This is a genomic window from Streptomyces sp. NPDC048291 (genome assembly GCF_043201715.1).
Lineage (GTDB): Bacteria > Actinomycetota > Actinomycetes > Streptomycetales > Streptomycetaceae > Streptomyces.
On sequence record NZ_JBICZC010000001.1, the window covers coordinates 233,952 to 251,814 of the forward strand.

General features: G+C 72.4%; 17 protein-coding genes. 10 read left to right on the forward strand and 7 right to left on the reverse strand.

Annotation, left to right across the window (positions count from 1 at the left end; all coding sequences use genetic code 11):
• The 3 genes from ACGF5O_RS00995 (at position 1) to ACGF5O_RS01005 (ending at position 3,972) form a co-directional block, all read left to right on the forward strand.
• Positions 1-2,124: a prolyl oligopeptidase family serine peptidase gene (locus ACGF5O_RS00995; protein ID WP_393807808.1), complete on the forward strand. Its 2,124-nt coding sequence runs from the start codon at positions 1-3 to the stop codon at positions 2,122-2,124.
• A 148-nt stretch (positions 2,125-2,272) separates the two neighbouring features.
• Entirely contained in the window at positions 2,273-3,730 is a 1,458-nt protein-coding gene (locus tag ACGF5O_RS01000) for an aldehyde dehydrogenase (protein ID WP_393807809.1), read from the forward strand.
• A gap of 8 nt (positions 3,731-3,738) precedes the next feature.
• Positions 3,739-3,972, forward strand: a complete 234-nt coding sequence (locus ACGF5O_RS01005) for a ferredoxin (protein WP_393807810.1) — start codon at positions 3,739-3,741, stop codon at positions 3,970-3,972.
• Here the strand turns inward: ACGF5O_RS01005 and ACGF5O_RS01010 are convergent.
• Complete coding sequence (locus ACGF5O_RS01010; protein WP_393807811.1) at positions 3,969-4,613, reverse strand: 1,4-alpha-glucan branching protein; 645 nt, start codon at positions 4,611-4,613, stop codon at positions 3,969-3,971. The genes ACGF5O_RS01005 and ACGF5O_RS01010 overlap by 4 nt on opposite strands.
• A gap of 382 nt (positions 4,614-4,995) precedes the next feature.
• Positions 4,996-5,634, reverse strand: a complete 639-nt coding sequence (locus ACGF5O_RS01015) for a TetR family transcriptional regulator (protein WP_393807812.1) — start codon at positions 5,632-5,634, stop codon at positions 4,996-4,998.
• A 220-nt stretch (positions 5,635-5,854) separates the two neighbouring features.
• Here ACGF5O_RS01015 and ACGF5O_RS01020 point away from each other — a divergent pair, with 220 nt between their 5' ends.
• From ACGF5O_RS01020 to ACGF5O_RS01030, 3 genes are read left to right on the forward strand one after another with little or no spacing between them, the layout of a single operon-like run.
• Positions 5,855-7,285 carry a glycosyltransferase family 4 protein gene (locus tag ACGF5O_RS01020; RefSeq protein ID WP_393807813.1) on the forward strand — a complete coding sequence of 477 codons (1,431 nt, stop codon included), beginning with the start codon at positions 5,855-5,857 and terminating at the stop codon, positions 7,283-7,285.
• Positions 7,279-8,085 (forward strand): class I SAM-dependent methyltransferase, encoded by an 807-nt coding sequence (locus ACGF5O_RS01025; protein ID WP_393807814.1) that lies wholly within the window; start codon positions 7,279-7,281, stop codon positions 8,083-8,085. The genes ACGF5O_RS01020 and ACGF5O_RS01025 overlap by 7 nt, the downstream gene beginning before the upstream one ends.
• On the forward strand, positions 8,082-9,152 hold the full coding sequence (locus ACGF5O_RS01030) for a prenyltransferase/squalene oxidase repeat-containing protein (RefSeq protein ID WP_393807815.1): 1,071 nt from the start codon (positions 8,082-8,084) through the stop codon (positions 9,150-9,152). The genes ACGF5O_RS01025 and ACGF5O_RS01030 overlap by 4 nt, the downstream gene beginning before the upstream one ends.
• Before the next feature lie 99 nt (positions 9,153-9,251).
• Here ACGF5O_RS01030 and ACGF5O_RS01035 read toward each other — a convergent pair whose 3' ends face one another.
• On the reverse strand, positions 9,252-9,539 hold the full coding sequence (locus ACGF5O_RS01035; protein WP_362595825.1) for a hypothetical protein: 288 nt from the start codon (positions 9,537-9,539) through the stop codon (positions 9,252-9,254).
• Between the two features lie 137 nt (positions 9,540-9,676).
• Between ACGF5O_RS01035 and ACGF5O_RS01040 the strand changes: the two genes are divergently transcribed.
• The 4 genes from ACGF5O_RS01040 (at position 9,677) to ACGF5O_RS01055 (ending at position 14,013) form a co-directional block, all read left to right on the forward strand.
• The gene (locus ACGF5O_RS01040; protein WP_393807816.1) at positions 9,677-10,240 is read left to right on the forward strand and encodes a hypothetical protein; all 564 of its coding nucleotides are present in this window, start codon (positions 9,677-9,679) and stop codon (positions 10,238-10,240) included.
• A 128-nt stretch (positions 10,241-10,368) separates the two neighbouring features.
• Positions 10,369-11,652 (forward strand): hypothetical protein, encoded by a 1,284-nt coding sequence (locus ACGF5O_RS01045; protein WP_393807817.1) that lies wholly within the window; start codon positions 10,369-10,371, stop codon positions 11,650-11,652.
• Entirely contained in the window at positions 11,652-13,247 is a 1,596-nt protein-coding gene (locus ACGF5O_RS01050; RefSeq protein WP_393807818.1) for a substrate-binding domain-containing protein, read from the forward strand. The genes ACGF5O_RS01045 and ACGF5O_RS01050 overlap by 1 nt, the downstream gene beginning before the upstream one ends.
• Entirely contained in the window at positions 13,234-14,013 is a 780-nt protein-coding gene (locus ACGF5O_RS01055) for a hypothetical protein (RefSeq protein WP_393807819.1), read from the forward strand. Before ACGF5O_RS01050 ends, ACGF5O_RS01055 begins: the two co-directional genes overlap by 14 nt.
• A 15-nt stretch (positions 14,014-14,028) precedes the next feature.
• Here the strand turns inward: ACGF5O_RS01055 and ACGF5O_RS01060 are convergent, their stop codons facing one another.
• From ACGF5O_RS01060 to ACGF5O_RS01075, 4 genes are all read right to left on the reverse strand, one after another.
• The gene (locus tag ACGF5O_RS01060) at positions 14,029-15,039 is read right to left on the reverse strand and encodes an LLM class F420-dependent oxidoreductase (protein ID WP_393807820.1); all 1,011 of its coding nucleotides are present in this window, start codon (positions 15,037-15,039) and stop codon (positions 14,029-14,031) included.
• Between the two features lie 96 nt (positions 15,040-15,135).
• Positions 15,136-15,942 (reverse strand): hypothetical protein, encoded by an 807-nt coding sequence (locus ACGF5O_RS01065; protein WP_393807821.1) that lies wholly within the window; start codon positions 15,940-15,942, stop codon positions 15,136-15,138.
• A 144-nt stretch (positions 15,943-16,086) separates the two neighbouring features.
• Complete coding sequence (locus ACGF5O_RS01070; protein ID WP_393807822.1) at positions 16,087-16,992, reverse strand: N-acetylmuramoyl-L-alanine amidase; 906 nt, start codon at positions 16,990-16,992, stop codon at positions 16,087-16,089.
• Between the two features lie 22 nt (positions 16,993-17,014).
• The gene (locus ACGF5O_RS01075) at positions 17,015-17,668 is read right to left on the reverse strand and encodes a class I SAM-dependent methyltransferase (protein WP_393807823.1); all 654 of its coding nucleotides are present in this window, start codon (positions 17,666-17,668) and stop codon (positions 17,015-17,017) included.
• Positions 17,669-17,863 lie beyond the last annotated feature (195 nt).

A 17,863-nucleotide genomic window follows, 5' to 3' on the forward strand; every position in this document is an offset into this window, starting at 1 on the left:
ATGGTGACTCCCCCGCTTCCGCGTCAGATCGCCCGCACCCGCCGCTTCACCCTCGGCGCACCCGCCCGTCTCACCGTGGCGCCGGACGGTGCCCGGGTCCTGTTCCTGCGGAGCCGGGCCGGGGACGACCCGGTCGGGTGCCTGTGGACGCTCGACCCGGCGACCGGCGCGGAACGGCTGCTGGCCGACCCTGCCGTCCTGCTCGGCGACGCGACCGACGAGGTGCCCGAGGAGGAGCGCGTCCGGCGCGAGCGCGCCAGGCAGCAGGGGGCCGGGATCACCGACTACGCCACCGACGCGGCCGCCCGGACGGCCGCGTTCGCGCTCTCCGGGCACCTGTGGGTGGTGGACACGGGCTCCGGCGCCGTGCGGCCACTGCCCGCCCGGCAGCCGGTGGTTGACCCGCGCCCGTCCCCGGACGGCCGGTACGTCGCCTACGTCTGCGGCGGCGCGCTCCGGGTGATCGGCGCCGACGGCAGCGGCGACCGGGCGGTGGCCGCGCCCGAGCCGGCCGACGGCCCGGACGTCTTCTTCGGTCTGCCGGAACACGTGGCGAGCGAGTCGATGAACCGCCACCGGGCGTACTGGTGGGCACCGGACGGGGAGCGGCTGCTGACCACCCGGGTGGACAACCGGGAGGTCGGGCTCTGGTACCTCGCCGATCCGGCCGACCCAGCCAAGCCGCCGCGCACCGTGCGGTACCCGCGGGTCGGCACCGCCAACGCCGACGTCACGCTGTGGATCGCCGACCTGGCGGGCCACCGCACCGAGGTCCGCTGGGACCGGGCCGCCTTCGAGTACCTGCCCGCGGCCGGCTGGGACGGGCACGGTCCGTTCGCCGCCGTCCTCAGCCGCGACCAGCGCACGCTCCGGATACTCGCCGTCGACCCGGAGGACGGTTCGACCCGCCTTTTGGCCGAGCGGCGCGACGAGCGCTGGGTGGAGCTGCTGGTGCCCGGAGTGCCCGCGCGGACGGCCACCGGCCGGCTCGTCGACTACCTCGACCGGGACGAGACCCGTCACCTGAGCGTCGACGGCACACCGGTCACGCCGGACGGCCTGCAGTTGCACGAGGTGCTCGCGGTGGACGGGGAGACGGTGTTCTTCACGGCGGCCACAGAACCCGTCGAACGCCATGTGTGGAGCTACCGTCCGGGCGACGGCATACGCAGGCTGACCGAGCAGCCGGGCGTGCACTCCGGCGCGTTCGGCGGCGGCACGTTCGTCCGCGTCACGCGCACCGCGGATCTGCCGGGCTCGCGCACCACCGTGCACCGGCTGACCGGGGACGGCCGACCGCGGCCGGACGGTCCCGCGCCCGTCGGGATCCGCTCGCACGCCCAGCGACCGCTGCTGCGCCTGCGTGCCGAGTCCGCCGTCGTCGGGCCGCGCGACCTGCGCACCCGCCTCTTCCTGCCGTCCTGGCACCAGACCGGTGACGCCCCGCTGCCGGTGCTGGTCGATCCCTACGGCGGCCCCGCCATGCAGAAGGTACTGGCCGAACAGGCCTCGCACGCCTTCGTCTCGCAGTGGTTCGCCGAACAGGGCTTCGCGGTGCTGGTGACGGACGGCGCCGGTACGCCGGGCCGCGGGCCGCGCTGGGAGAAGGAGATCTTCGGCGACCTGATCGGCCCGACCCTGGACGACCAGGTCACCGCGCTGCACGCGACGGCCGGGCGCCACCCGGAGCTGGACCTCGGCCGGGTCGGCATCCGCGGCTGGTCGTTCGGCGGGATTCTGGCCGCCGCCGCGGTGCTGCGCAGGCCCGACGTCTTCCACGCCGCGGTGTCCGGCGCCCCGCTCACCGACCAGCGGCTCTACGACGCCTGCTGGAAGGAGCGCTTCCTCGGCCTGCCCGACCGGTACCCGGAGCACTACGAGCGGTCCTCGCTGCTGGCCGACGCTCCGAAGCTCAGCCGTCCGCTGCTGCTGGTGCACGGGCTGGCGGACGACAACGTCTTCGTGGCCGGCACGCTGCGTCTCTCCAGCGCCCTGCTGGCCGCCGGGAAGCCGCACGAGGTGCTGCCGCTGAGCGGGATGACACACGCCGCACCGACCGACGACACGTTCGCCCGGCTGCTCGGGCACCAACTGGAGTTCCTGCGCCGTCACTTGGCCGACTGACCGGGCATGATGCCCTGACGGCGCGCCCGGCGGCCCCTTCGGGGATGTCAAAAGCGCTGGTGAGAGCCTATTCGGCCCTGCCCCTGGCTTAGTTCAACTAGAACTGGTATCAGTTCTGAAACATCGTCAGGAAGGGTGGCGGGGCGCCATGACCGAGTTCCTGGAACACGGACAGCTGTTCATCGGCGGGGAGTTGACCGACCCCTTGGGCAAGGACGTCATCGAGGTGGTCTCTCCGCACACGGAGGAGGTCTTCGGGCGGGTGCCGCATGCCTCGCGGGCGGACGTGGACCGGGCGGTGGCGGTGGCGCGGCGGGCGTTCGACGAGGGGCCCTGGCCGCGGATGACGCTGGACGAGCGGATCGAGGTCGTCACCCGGATCAAGGACGCCATCGCCGTGCGGCACGAGGAGATCGCCCGGGTGATCTCCTCCGAGAACGGTTCGCCGTACTCCTGGAGCGTCCTCGCGCAGGCGCTCGGCGCGATGATGGTCTGGGACGCGGCGATCAGGGTCGCGCGCGACTTCACGTACGAGGAGACGCGCGACGGCGTGCTGGGGAAGATCCTGGTGCGGCGGGAGCCGGTCGGGGTGGTGGCGGCCGTCGTGCCGTGGAACGTGCCCCAGTTCGTGGCCGCCGCCAAGCTCGCCCCCGCGCTGCTCACCGGCTGCACGGTGGTGCTCAAGCCGTCCCCGGAGTCGCCGCTGGACGCCTACATCCTCGGTGAGATCACGAAGGAGGCAGGGCTGCCGGACGGCGTGCTGTCGATCCTCCCGGCGGACCGCGAGGTGAGCGAGTACCTGGTCGCGCACCCCGGTGTCGACAAGGTCTCCTTCACCGGGTCCGTCGCGGCCGGCAAGCGCGTGATGGAGGTCGCCGCGAAGAACCTCACCCGGGTGACCCTGGAACTCGGCGGCAAGTCGGCGGCCGTCGTACTGCCGGACGCGGACGTGGCCACCGCCGTCGCCGGCATCGTCCCGGCGGCCTGGATGAACAACGGCCAGGCGTGCGTCGCCCAGACCCGCATCCTCGTCCCGCGCTCGCGCTACGACGAGTTCGCCGACGCCTTCGCGGCCGCGGCGAGCGCCCTGAAGGTCGGCGACCCGCTGGACCCGTCCACCCAGGTGGGCCCGCTGGTGGCGCGCCGCCAGCAGCAGCGGAACCTGGACTACATCCGCATCGGGCAGGAGGAGGGTGCGAAGATCCTCACGGGCGGCGGCCGGCCCGCGGGGCTGGAGAAGGGCTGGTACGTCGAGCCCACCCTCTTCGGCGACGTCGACAACTCCATGCGGATCGCCCGGGAGGAGATCTTCGGCCCGGTGATCTGCCTGCTCCCCTACGGCGACGAGTCCGAGGCCCTGAAGATCGCGAACGACTCGGACTACGGGCTCAGCGGCAGCGTGTGGACGGCGGACGTGGCGCACGGTATCGAGGTCGCGCGCCGGGTCCGTACCGGGACCTACTCCGTCAACACCTTCAGCCTGGACATGCTGGGCCCCTTCGGCGGCTACAAGAACTCCGGTCTGGGGCGGGAGTTCGGGCCGGAGGGGTACAGCGAGTTCCTCGAACACAAGATGATCCACCTGCCGGCCGGCTGGGAGGGGTGACGGGCCGCATGGGCGACCGCTGGCACGTCGAGGTCGACCGTTCGCTCTGCATCGGCTCGGCCCAGTGCGTCCACCGCGCCACCGGGGCCTTCCGCCTCGACTCCGCGATGCAGTCCCACCCCGTGGACCCGGAGACCGACGCCAACGGAAGGGTCCTCGACGCGGCGGAGAACTGCCCGGTGGAGGCCATCACCATCACTCTGCTGGACAGCGGGGAGCCCGTGTTCCCGCCGGAGGACTAGCGCTTTTCCAGGGTGGCGAACAGGCCGCGGGCGCGGGTGCCGTCCGGCTTCTGCCAGGCACCGGTGACCTCGCCGACCGCGTCCTCGGGCGCCGTCGAACCGGCGGTCAGCACGCGCCGCAGCCGTAGCACCGGGCCGCCGTCCGGTGCGGCGAACTCGGTGGCCTCGTCGGTGTCGACGGGGGCACCGGGGCCGGGCACGGGACCCGCGCCGCCGTAGGACCGGGCGACCTCGCGGTCGGGGGTGTCGGTGATGCTCTGCGCCTGTGCCTCGGCGCGGCCCTCGATCAGGGCGAGCAGTCCCGCGGTCAGGACCGGGTCGTGGCAGCCGTCGTAGGCCCAGCGGGTGCCGAGGACCCCGTGCTCCATGGTGCCGACGAGCGCGTGCTCGGCGCCTGGCAGCGGGGCGCCGCGATAGGTGAGCGGTACGAGGTACGCCTCCGGGCCCTCCGGGCCCGCCGTTCCCGCGGTGACGATCATGAACTCGATCCCGACCTCGCCCGCCGGGTCGTCGAGCCGGAATCCGCCGGCCTTGACCAACTCCGGCGCGGCGGGGCCGTGGTACCAGGGGCGGGTGGGGAGCCAGCCGGCGAGAAGTTCGACCTTGGTGGGGCTGAGGGTGGTGTGGTGGATGAGTGCCATGGGACTGATTCTGCGTTCGGGCGGGGCCGCCCCGCCAGGCGGTTTCCGCGCCATCGGACGGGCGTATCGGCCGTATTGCGAAAAGTCCAAAAAATCCCCCATTGGGGGGTTCTCATTTGCTCTGGGCGTTCTATGCTGGAGACAGCCTACGAGGCGAGTGAGGGAGTCCGAGCGGAGTAGCCGACTCAGGCGTGACGCAGATGCAGAAGCATCCGCCGGTGCCGACGTCGACGGTCGGGCTGAGAGGCCGGAAGGCAGCAGTAGGGCCGGACGGCGACCCCCAGGACCTGATCCGGACCATGCCGGCGAAGGGAACCCGTCTCGTAGGTCTCTGCATGTCCTGCGCCGGTCTTCGCATGCCCTGCGCCTGTCTTCGCGGGCCCTACGTCGCCGCGGGCTTGCCCTCCGGCTCCGTCAGGTCGATCAGGCGGCACACCGTCTCGATGTCGATCTTCACCTGCGCGATGGAGGCACGGCCCGACAGCCAGGTGATCAGCGCCGAGTGCCAGGTGTGCTCGATCACCCGGACGGCGGACAGCTGGGCCGGGGTGGGGTCGGTCAGGCCCATCGCGTCCAGGATGATCGCCGTCGTCTGCCGGGAGACCTGGTCCACCTCGGGGGAGACGCTGCGGTCGGCGAAGGTGAGGGCGCGGACCATCGCGTCGGCCAGGTGCGGCTCGCGCTGGAGCGCGCGGAAGGCCCGCATCAGGGTCTCGGCGACCCGCTCGGACGCCGTCTCGCCGGCCGGCGGCTTCTTGCGCAGCGTGCCGTGCATGTGTTCCAGCTGGTCCTGCATGGTCGCGACCAGCAGGTGCACCTTGGACGGAAAGTAGCGGTAGAGCGTGCCCAGGGCCACCTGGGAGGACTCGGCGACCTCCCGCATCTGCACCGCGTCGAAACCGCCCCGGCTGGCCAGCTGGGCGCTCGCGTGCAGGATCCGGCGGCGCCGGGCCTCCTGCCGCTCGGTGAGCGGCGGGGCGGCCGATCTGGCGCCGATGTCCACCTTGGCTTCCGCAGGCATGGGTCCCGTCCGTGACAGTCGGTGAGGGCAGTGCTCAGGGCGAGTGATCAGACAGCATGGCAGGGGTTCCCGCCGTGGCGCGAATCACCCGATCCACTGCTCACTCCGCCCCTACCTGCCGGTAGATTCAGAGCCTCTTGAACGATCAAGTCTGAAACTTGTTCTAGATTAGCGTCCCGGCGTAATCTCACGGGAAAGTGCAGGGAGAAGGGGGCCCGGAGTGACCGCTGAGGCCAGTCGGGCGGGTGCCGACGAGGAACCCGCCGCCGACGGCGAGCGACCGCTCGACATCGCGCTCCTCACCTATAAAGGGAACCCGTTCTGCGGCGGCCAGGGTGTCTACGTACGGCACCTGTCGCGCGAGCTGGCCCGGCTCGGGCACCGGGTCGAGGTGATCGGCTCGCAGCCGTACCCCGTCCTCGACGAGGGCTACCCGGGCCTCACCCTCACCGAGCTGCCCAGCCTCGACCTCTACCGCTCCCCGGACCCGTTCCGGACGCCGAAGCGGGACGAGTACCGGGACTGGGTCGACGCCCTCGAAGTGGCGACCATGTGGACCGGCGGCTTCCCCGAACCGCTGACCTTCTCCCTGCGCGCCCGCCGCCATCTGCGCGCCCGCGCCGGGGAGTTCGACGTCGTCCACGACAACCAGACCCTGGGCTACGGCCTGTTGGGGGACATCGGCGCCCCCCTGGTCACCACCATCCACCACCCCATCACCGTCGACCGGCAGTTGGAGCTGGACGCCGCCGAGGGCTGGAAGCGGCGGTACTCCGTACGGCGCTGGTACGCCTTCACCCGGATGCAGAAGCGGGTCGCCCGCCGGCTGCCCTCCGTGCTCACCGTCTCCGGCACCTCCCGCCAGGAGATCGTCGACCACCTCGGCGTACGTGAAGACCGCATCCACGTCGTCCACATCGGCGCCGACACCGATCTCTTCGCGCCGAATCCCGCCGTCCCCCAGGTGCCCGGCCGGATCGTCACCACCTCCAGCGCGGACGTGCCCCTCAAGGGGCTTGTGTACCTCGTCGAGGCGCTCGCCAAGGTACGGACCGAGCACCCCGCCGCCCACCTCGTCGTGGTCGGCAAGCGGCCCACCGAGGGCCCCGTCGCGCAGGTGATGGAACGTTACGGCCTCGACGGCGCCGTGGAGTTCGTGAAGGGCATCTCGGACGCCGAACTCGTCGACCTGGTCCGTTCGGCCGAGGTCGCCTGCGTGCCGTCGCTCTACGAGGGCTTCTCGCTGCCCGCCGCCGAGGCCATGGCGACCGGCACCCCGCTGGTCGCCACCACCGGCGGCGCGATCCCCGAGGTGGCCGGACGCGACGGGGAGACCTGCCTCGCGGTACCGCCGGGCGACGCGGGCGCGCTGGCGGCCGGGCTGAGCCGGCTGCTCGGCGACCCGGAGCTGCGGCTGCGGCTCGGCCGGGCGGGCCGTGAGCGGGTGCTGCGGCACTACACCTGGGCGCGCGCCGCGGAGGGCACGGTGGCCCGCTACCGCGAGGCGATCGCCCGCGCCGCGACCGGCCCCGGCGCCGCGTCCGGCCGCTCAGCGGCCGGGTCCGTGGCCCCCTCCGCGCCCCGCAGTCCCGGCCGCTCCGCGGCCTCAGCTGGTGTTCGTGACGAGAGTGAAAGCAGGGCCACGTGCTGACCGTCGACTTCTCCCGGTTCCCGCTCGCGCCGGGCGACCGTGTCCTGGACCTCGGCTGCGGGGCAGGCCGGCACGCCTTCGAGTGCTACCGGCGCGGCGCGCAGGTCGTGGCCCTCGACCAGAACGCCGAGGAAATCCGCGAGGTCGCCAAGTGGTTCGCGGCGATGAAGGAGGCCGGCGAGGCCCCGGCCGGCGCCACCGCGACGGCCATGGAGGGCGACGCCCTCGCGCTGCCGTTCCCCGACGAGTCCTTCGACGTCGTCATCATCTCCGAGGTGATGGAGCACATCCCCGACGACAAGGGCGTGCTCGCCGAGATGGTCCGGGTCCTCAGGCCGGGCGGCCGGATCGCCGTCACCGTGCCCCGCTACGGCCCCGAGAAGGTCTGCTGGGCGCTCTCCGACGCCTACCACGAGGTCGAGGGCGGCCACATCCGCATCTACAAGGCCGACGAGCTGGTCGGGAAGATCAGGGAAGCCGGGCTGCGGCCCTACGGCAGCCACCACGCGCACGCGCTGCACTCGCCGTACTGGTGGCTGAAGTGCGCGTTCGGCGTCGACAACGACAAGGCGCTGCCGGTGCGGGCGTACCACAAGCTGCTGGTCTGGGACATCATGAAGAAGCCGCTGGCCACACGGGTCGCCGAGCAGGCGCTGAACCCGGTACTGGGCAAGAGCTTCGTCGTGTACGCGACCAAGCCGCACCTGCCGGCGGTCGCCGACAAGACCGAGAAGGCCGAGAAGGCCGAGAAGGCCGAGAAGGCCGAGAAGACCGAGAACGTCGAGGTGGCCGCCAAGTGACCACCCCCCGGACAGAACACCTCGTCCTGCCCGGGGTCCTCACCGCCGAGCAGGCCGCCGCGACCGTCCGCGGCATCCTCGCCGTGCAGCGGGAGGACGGCGCGATCCCGTGGTTCCGGGGGCACCACCTGGACCCCTGGGACCACACCGAGGCCGCGATGGCGCTGGACGCGGCCGGGGAGCACGCCGCCGCCGAGCGGGCGTACCGCTGGCTGGCCCGGCACCAGAACGAGGACGGCTCCTGGTACGCGGCCTACGCCGACGGCGCGCACGACGACGTCACCGACCGCGCCCGCGAGTCCAACTTCGTCGCGTACATCGCGGTGGGCGTCTGGCACCACTACCTGTCCACCGGCGACGACACGTTCCTCGACCGGATGTGGCCCGCGGTCTACGCGGCCGTCGAGTGGGTGCTGCGGCTGCAGCAGCCGGGCGGCGAGATCGGCTGGCGCCGCGAGGACGACGGCACGCCCACCGACGAGGCGCTGCTGACCGGGAGTTCGTCGATCCACCACGCGCTGCGCTGCGCGCTCGCCATCGCCGAGCAGCGGGAGGAGCCGCAGCCGGACTGGGAGTTGGCGGTCGGCGCGCTGCGGCACGCGATACGGCTCCACCCGGAGCGGTTCCTGGACAAGGACCGGTACTCGATGGACTGGTACTACCCGATCCTCGGCGGGGCGCTGACCGGGGCTGAGGCGGCGGCGCGGATCGAGAAGGACTGGGAGCGGTTCGTCGTGCCCGGGTTCGGGGTGCGGTGCGTCGTCCCCAATCCGTGGGTGACGGGCGGGGAGTCGGCCGAGCTGGCGCTGGCGCTGTGGGCGGTGGGGGAGTCCGACCGGGCGCTGGAGGTCCTCCAGTCCATCCAGCATCTGCGGGACGCCGGGTCGGGGCTGTACTGGACCGGGTACGTCTTCGAGGACGACGCGGTGTGGCCGCGGGAGCTGACGACGTGGACGGCGGGGTCGTTGCTGCTGGCGGTCGCCGCGCTGGGCGGGCACGACGCGACGTGTGCGGTGTTCGGGGGCGGGGAGCTTCCGTCCGGGCTTGAGGTGGATTGCTGCGCCTAGCGGGGCGGGGGGTTCTGTGCTATGGCGGGTGCGGCGCCGTGGGGGCTGGTCGCGCAGTTCCCCGCGCCCCTGCCGGGGCGCTTCGGTGCGGGGGGTTGATCAGTGGCGGTGCATGCGGTTGGCGATTGCGTGGCCTATGAACAGGTAGACCACCGCGGCGAGGCCGTAGCCGGCCACGACTCGCGCCCATGCCTTGTCGAAGGTGAACAGGTCGTGGGACCAGCCGGCCAGCCAGTCGGCCGCGTCGTGGACGAACTGGACCAGGCTGTTCGCCCGGTTCGCGTCCAACAGGTACATCAGGATCCAGAGGCCCAGGATGAGGGCCATGACGTCGGCGACGAGCGCGACGACCCTACCGGCCTGATTGGCACCGCGTTCAGAGGACATACCCTGCGGCTTGCCGCTGAACGGTCCTTGAAACCTGAACCGCGTCCTCCCCGAGTGGCGAGGTGCCGCCATCTGGGTGAGGCTGCCGGAGGAAGCAACCCGCTCGGGGAGGACACCGAGACACACGGGAGGACCCCGTGCCCGTACCGATACGGCGCCTCGTCGTCGCACTCACCCTCTGCTGCGCCCTGGTCGCCGGTGTCACCGCCTGCGCCGGTAGCACCCGGAGCAAGGCCGTCGACACCGGCATAGCGGTGGCCCCGGTGGCCGACACGCCCAGTCCGAGTACGTCCGCGCAGAGACAGAAGCTGGCCAAGACGCGGTTCGTCGCCAACGCGGGTCTCGCCGCCGGCGCGACCTACCAGTGGATCGTGAAACCGTGGAAGGCTGGCAAGTTCAAGAAGGGCGCCCACGGCCGCACCTTCGCCCTCGTCAAGGCCGGCGTGGCCGGCACGTTCGCCTACAACCGGCTCAAGGCCGCCCAGCGCAACGCCCAGGGCGATCCGCTGCTCTCCAAGGCCATCGCACCGCTCACCGCGGCGATCGACGGCCTGAAGGACCTGCCGGCCAAGCTCCGCAAGGGCGACACGAACGCGGCGAGTTCGTTCAACGACGTCATCAACAGCGTGAAGGACGCGGGCAAGAGCGCCGGCGCCCCGGTCACCAACCAGGTGCCCAAGGCGTCTCAACTCACCCACTAGCGCGCGGAGTTGCGGATGGAGCGCGCCGGTGAGCCGTTCGCCCCGTGTTCGGCCGGAGTTGACGCTTCCGGCGGAGGCCGTTCGAGGCGGTACCCGATGATCCTGCCCCCGGAGAGGCAGGAGCGCAGGTGTCCGACTCCAGACCCGTCACCGCCGACGAGCCCCGGCTCGGCATAGGCCGAAGACCCCGGCGCCGCTTCCCCCGCCGTGTCCTGCTCGCCCTGCCGCTGGCCCTGGCCGGCCCGCTCTCCCTGCTGCTGCCCGCCGACGTGCCCCGGCCCTACCGGAGCGTCGTGACCATCGAGGCCAAGATGGCCTCCAAGTCCGACTTCTTCAAGGACCGCGAGGTCCAGCGGCTGCTGCTCAGGCACGGCATCCGGGTGGACATCCACCGCCTCGGCTCCCGGGGCATCGCCACCCAGTCCCTCAAGGGCATGGACGTCGTCTTCCCGTCCGGCCAGCCCGCCGCGAAGATGATCCTCGACCGGCAGCAGGGGATGTCCGCGAAGTCCGCGCGCCCCTTCGTCACCCCGCTCGTCCTCGCGACCTTCCGGGACTACGCCGAGACCCTGGTGAAGGCCGGGGTGGCCCGGCCCCAGCCCGGCTCGGACCCGGACCGCACCCTCTACTACGACCTCGACATGCGCCGCTTCACGGGCCTGCTCGACGGCAGGGACGACCCGAAAAACAGAGGGGACGGCTCCGGCCGTACGGCGGACACCTGGAACGGCATCGGCTACCGCGGTGTCAGCGGCCGCAGCAACAGCGGCCGGGTGCTGGTGCGCACCTCCAGCGTCTGCGAGTCCAACTCGGCCGGCACCTATCTGAGCATCCTGGCCTTCGTCGCGGGCGGGAACACCACCCCCGGCACCACGGACACCGGCGGCCCCGGGGCCGCCTCCGCCGCCGTGCGCAGGCTCGCCGAGAAGGTCAGGCCCCTGATCGACCTCCAGGGCATGTGGGCCGACGAACAGGCCGACAGCTACTTCTCCGACCTGGGCGAGAGCATCGCACCCGTCTCGGTGATCTACGAGCACCAGTACCTGGCCCACCAGATCGAGTACCACGACAGGCACCACCGCCAGGACACCGGCCGCGTTCTGCTCTACCCCACCCCCTACGCCCTCACCGAACCCCAGCTGATCTCCCTGAGCCCGAGGGGCGACCGGCTCGTCGACCTGATGCAGAACGACCCCGAACTGCGCGACCGCGCGGTGGAACTCGGCTTCCGGGTGCGGTTCAGCGGCGAGGACGGCACCAGCGAGCGGCTCAACGCCTACCTGCGCGACCACGGCATCCAGGTGCCCCGGCAGAACACCGACCGGACCAAGGTGTACGAGCCCGCCCTGGACGTCCTGGAGGACATCATCACCTACGTGGGCAACTGCCCGCCGCCGGCCGGGGACGGGTGATGAGCCGGTACGCACGGGCGGTCCGCACCGCCTGCCTCGCCCTCGCCCTGCTGCTGCCCGCCGCCCTCACCACCGCGTGCGGCGGGCACGACGACGGCCCGGTCACGCTGCGCGTCCTCGCCGGCCCCGAACTCGCCGACGTGGCCCCGCTGCTGGACGACCTGGCCGAGGACACCGGGGTCCGCCTCGACATGTCGTACCGGGCCGCCGCCGACCTGACCGGGCAGCCGGCCGCCGCCGGGACATCCTCGTACGACCTCGCCTGGCCGGTCTCGGACCGTTCGTACCTGCTGGGGCTGCAGGCGTCCGGGAAGGGCGCGGCGCGGCCCGAGTCGACGCCGATCATGCGCTCACCGGTCGTGGTCGGGCTCGCACCCTCGGTTGCCGAGCGGCTCCGCGAGGGGGTGCCCGGGAGGCGGTTGAGCTGGGCGGACATCGCGGACGCGGCTGCCCGGGGCGTCGTGCGGTTCGGAATGGCCGACCCGCGGCGCAGCGACACCGGACGGGCCGCGCTGGTCGGTGTGGCCACGGCGGCGGCCGGCACCGGTGGCGTGCTGCGCGCCCAGGACGTCTCCTGCGACCGGCTGCGGGGCTTCCGCTCCGGGCAGACCCTGACCGGCGCCAGCTCCCGCGACCTGCTGGCCGGCTACCCGGCCCACCAGGACCGGGCCAACGCCCTGATCGCCCACGAGTCCGAACTGCTCTCCCTGAACGCCACCCGGAAGCTGCGCGAGCCCCTGGAGATCGTCCACCCCGACGACGGCATGGTGCTCTCCGACTTCCCGCTGCTGCTCCTGCGCCCGGCGCAACGCGACGCGTACCGCAAGGTGGTGGACTGGCTGCTCGGCGCCGACGCCCAGCGCGAACTGATGGAGACGACCAACCGGCGGCCGGTGAACCCGGACGTCACCCCGGCACCGGCGCTGCGCACCTCGGTCGGCAACGCCCTGTCCTTCCCGGACCGTCTCGCCGTCGTCGAGCAACTGGTCGACGACTACGGCGATCCCGCCGACCGGACCGCCGACCAGGTGGTGTTCCTGCTGGACTTCTCCACCTCGATGCGCGGCGGGCGGATCGCCGGGCTGCGCGCCGCGTTCGCGGGGCTGAGCGGTGCCGACCGGTCCGCGGGCGGCAAGTTCACCCGCTTCTACCGGGGGGAGCGGCTCACCGTCGTCCGTTTCGGCGGGCGGGTCCTCCAGGAGCGTACGGTGACCGTCCGCGGCGACGCCGATCTGCGCGCCCTCGGCCGGGTGGTCGCCGACGGCGGCTTCGACGACGCCACCGCCGTGTGGTCGGCGCTGGACCGCGGCTACCGGATCGCCGCCGACGCGGTGCGGGCATGGCCCGAACGGCCGGTGGCGATCGTCCTGATGACCGATGGCGAGAGCAACTCCGGCTTGTCCTATGCGCAGTTCCGGCGCCGGTACGACGCGCTCGGCGGCCCGGCCAAGACGGTGCCGACGTTCACCGTCCCGTTCGGAGAGGCCGACGCCGGCGCCCTGGAGCGGGCGGCCACCGCCACCGGGGGCCGGATGGTCGACGCCGGGCTCTCCTCTCTCTCCGAGGCGTTCAAGGAGATCCGTGGCTGCCGTTGACAGCGAGTGGTGGGGCGTGTGGGGATGGCCGTGGGCCCTCCTGTGGGTGCTGACGGTCCTGGGCTGGGCGGTCCTCGCCGGGTACGGCGCAACGGCGTTCGTCCGCCGGCGGCGCGGTCGTGGGGGCGGGCGGACCGTCCACGGCATGTGCTTCTACCTGCACGAGCAGCGGGTGATGGACCTCTTCCAGAGCGGCGGCTTCGCGGCGGCCCTGGAGCAGGAGGTCGCCGACCGCACCAACGTCACCACCGGGTTCGGGCTCAAGGGCCGGCTCGGTCTCGGGGACGGGAGCGCGACCCAGGACATCACCCGGGAACGCGTCACGAAGTACGTCAGGCAGAACACCCCGATCACGGTGATACGGCTGCTCATGGACACCATGCGCAAGGAGGACGTGATCGTCGACGCCGACCTGCTCACCGACCGGATCGTGCCCAACCGGGCGCTCGGCGAGCGGCTGCGGGAGCGGCACGCCGAGCGGGTCGCGCTGAGCGACGTGATGCCGGAGTTCGTCTGGGTCACCGGCCGCTTCACCGCCCGCAGGCTGGGCGACCGCACCCTCGTGCTGCGGGCCGGCTACGGCACCGCCCCGGACGAGCCGGCCCACGTCAGGATGGCCTGCGCGGTCTCCGGGGTCCGCGAGGAGTTCCGGGACGAGGAGTACCCGGACGGCGTCGAGTTCCAGGCCCGCTGCCTGGGCAAGGTCCGCAGCTGGAACCGCCGGGCCCGGGAGCTGACCCTGGACCCGCTCGCCGTCTTCCGCTGAACAAGCCGCGTACGGCTAGGAGTTGAGCTCGGCCAGCACCCGCAGGGTGTGCGGGTCCGGTGCCAGGGCCAGCAGGTCGGTCACCGGGCCCTTGCGCCACGACTCCAGCCGCTCGGCGATCCGTTCGCGCGGGCCGACCAGCGAGATCTCGTCGGCGAATGCGTCCGGCACCGCCAGCACCGCCTCCTCCCGCCGCCCCGACAGGAACAGCTCCTGGATCCGCCGCGCCTCCTCCTCGTACCCCATGCGGGCCATGAGGTCGGCGTGGAAGTTGCGGGCCGCGTGCCCCATCCCGCCGATGTAGAAGCCGAGCATGGCCTTCACGGGCAGCAGCCCGGCGGCCACGTCGTCGCAGACCTTGACCTGGGCCATCGGCGCGACCAGGAACCCCTCGGGCAGCTCGCCGACCGCCGGGCCGTACACCTCGGGCCGGCTCGGCGCCCAGTACAGCGGCAGCCAGCCGTCGGCGATCCGGACCGTCTGGGCGACGTTCTTCGGCCCTTCCGCACCGAGCAGGACCGGCAGTCCGGCCCGGAGCGGGTGGGTGATCGGCTTCAGCGGCTTGCCGAGGCCGGTCGCGTCCGGCCCCCGGTACGGGAGCGGGTGGAAGCGCCCGTCCACCGCCACCGGCCCTTCCCGGCGCAGCACCTGCCGTACGACGTCCACGTACTCCCGCGTCGCGGTCAGCGGCGACCTCGGGAACGGGCGGCCGTACCAGCCCTCGACGACCTGCGGTCCGGACAGCCCGAGCCCGAGCAGCATCCGGCCCCCGGACAGGTGGTCCAGGGTCAGCGCGTGCATCGCGGTGGTGGTCGGCGACCGGGCCGCCATCTGGGCAACGGCCGTACCCAGCTTGATCCTCGACGTCTGCGCGGCGATCCAGGTGAGCGGGGTGAAGGCGTCCGAGCCCCAGGACTCCGCCGTCCACACCGAGTCGTACCCGAGCCGCTCCGCCTCCCGCGCCAGCGGCACATGGTCGGGGGAGGGCCCGCGCCCCCAGTAGCCGAGTGCCAACCCGAGTCGCATGGCCACCTCCTGACATTCCGTCAGATCGACTGCCGGGCGACTGTACGACAACGGCCCCTCACCCGGAAGGGCAAGGGGCCGTACGTGCGGGGCCGTTCAGCCGCGCTGGATCCCGGAGGTGTCCTGCAGCACGCCGCGGCGGCCGTCCTGGGTCTGCGCCACCAGCGCGCCACCGCGCTGCTCGACCGCCAAGTACCAGGTACCCGGCGCGAGTTCGGCGATCGGCGCGGTCGAGCCGTCCTCCGCGAACAGCGGCCGGGACACCGGTACGGCGAACCAGAAAGGCGAGAAGTCGGGGGCCGGCGGCTGCTGCGCGGCGGCCGGGGGCTGCTGCTGGCCGAAGGGCTGGCCGGACTGCGGCTGCGGCTGCGCGCCGTAGGGCTGGCCGGGCTGCGGGGCGCCGGCGCCGGGGTAGCCGTAGCCGCCGGGGGGCTGGGCGCCGTAGGGCTGCGGGGCCTGCGGCTTGGGGGCCGGGACCAGGGCCGCCTGGAGCGCCGGGACCAGCGGGGTGGCGATCGCGGCCGCGGCCAGGACCAGCGTCGCGATCAGGCCGAGGATCAGGCCGGAGCCCGCGCCGACGTCGGCGCCGCCCAGCTCGTCGGAGAACGCGCCCAGCGGGTCGATCGTCGACCAGAACGCGGTCCACAGGGAGAACACCGTGAGGCCGACGCCGATCTGGCCCAGGTCGAGCCCGACGAACTTGAACGGCTGCGGCAGCGCGCGGGCGAGGACGATCAGGACCGCGCCGGCGATGCCGCCGACGTACATGCTCATCACCAGGCCGAGGTTGTCCCAGGCGTTCGGGCCGGACTTGTCGAACGTGTCGAGGAACGACGCGACGAACAGCAATACCGCTGCTCCGATCACCGCGCCGTCGCCTCTAGTGAGGGAGCGGATATTCACTTCAGGTCCTTCGTGGGTCGTCTCGTCGGCGGAGGAGGCGTCGCGGGGGTGTGCCCCTCATCGTAGGAATCGATCGTAGGAATCCTAGGAAGGACCCTATCGTCCGAACGATCAGGGTGTCCGCCCGGAGGGGCCCGCCGATGCCTACCCGCGCAGGAAACTCACGATTCCCTCAGACATCCCCTGCGCGGCCTTCTGCCGCCAGGCCCCGCTGGTCAGCAGTGCCGCGTCCTTGCTATCGCGCATGTTGCCGCACTCGATGAACACCTTGGGAACCGTTGACAGATTGAGACCGCCGAGATCCTGGCGCACGTCGAGACCGGTGCCGTTGCCCACGTAGTTGGAGGGCGCGCTGCCCGTGACCTTCGCGAAGTCGCTCTCGATGTGCTCGCCGAGGGTGCGGGAGGAGGCGACGATCGGGCGGGTGTCGGCGGCGCCCGCGTGCACGGACGCGGGCAGGATCACATGGAAGCCGCGGTCGCCCTCGGGCGCTCCGTCGGCGTGGATGGAGATGGCCGCGTCGGCATGTGCGTCGTTCCCGATCTCCGCGCGCTTCGTCACGCACGGCCCCCAGGCCGGCCGGTCCCCGTCGTGCGTCATCTTCACGGTGGCGCCCTGCTTCTCCAGCAGGGTCCGCAGCCGGTCCGCGACGTCGAGCGTGAACCGGGCCTCGGTGTAGCCGGCGTTGGTCGACGTCCCCGTCGTGTCGCATTCCTTCCAGTTCGTCCCGATGTCCACCTGCTGGTTGATCTCGGACGTGTGCTGGAAGTTCCCCGGGTTGTGCCCCGGGTCGATGACGACGACCTTGCCCTGCAGCGGCCGGCCCGCGCTCGGGCTCGGGCTCGCGCCCGGCACCGCGCCCGCCGACTTGGGCGTGGCCGCACCCGCCTGCCCGGCCCCGCCGGAACTCCCGCCGGACCTGCCGACGCCCTCGTACACCACCCATCCGAGCAGTGCACCGGGCACCAGCGCAGCAAGACCGACGGCAAGCGGCGCCCGCCGGAACCGGCGCTGCTGCGGGGGATCGAATTCCGGGCTTGTGTACGACACGTCAGCGACTCTAACCGCGTCCTCAGATCCCCGCCCCCGTTCGCCGCAGCACGCGCAGCGAGTCGTGGGCCTGGAGCTCCGTGAAGGCGCCCGACTCCAGGGCGCGGAGGTAGACGCGGTAAGGGGCCTGGCCGGTGAACTCGTCCTTCGGGTCCGGGAAGACGTCGTGGATCAGGAGGAGCCCGCCTTCGGCCAGATGGGGGGCCCAGCCCTCGTAGTCGGCGGTGGCGTGCTCGTCGGTGTGGCCGCCGTCGACGAAGACGAGGCCGAGCGGGGAGTTCCAGAACGCGGCGATCTGCGGGGAGCGGCCGACGACGGCGACGACGTGGTCCTCCAGGCCCGCCCGGTGCAGGGTGCGCCGGAAGGTGGGCAGCGTGTCCATCAGGCCGATCTCCGGGTCGACCGTCTCCGGGTCGTGGTAGTCCCAGCCCGGCTGCTGCTCCTCGCTGCCCCGGTGGTGGTCGACGGTGACCGCGGTGACCCCGGCCGCGCGGGCCGCGTCGGCGAGCAGGACGGTCGAGCGCCCGCAGTACGTCCCGACCTCCAGCAACGGCAGGCCGAGCCGCCCCGCCTCGACGGCTGCCGCGTACAGCGCGAGCCCCTCGCCGACGGGCATGAACCCCTTCGCCGCCTCGAACGCGGCCAGGATCTCGGGCTTGGGGGCTGCCGCCGTCATGGGCGTCCTCTCACTCGTGCACTCGTGTCTGCTGTCCGGACCTCCATGCTGCCGCACGTGCTGCCCGGTCCGGTCGACAGGGGGTGTGTGGCGGTCAAGTCGGCTGCGAGGCAACGGGGTTGGCCGCAGGGGCTGGCTCTCAAGTGCACTCCAACACCTACACTGACGCCGCCAACCCGCCCCCACCTGTGACGG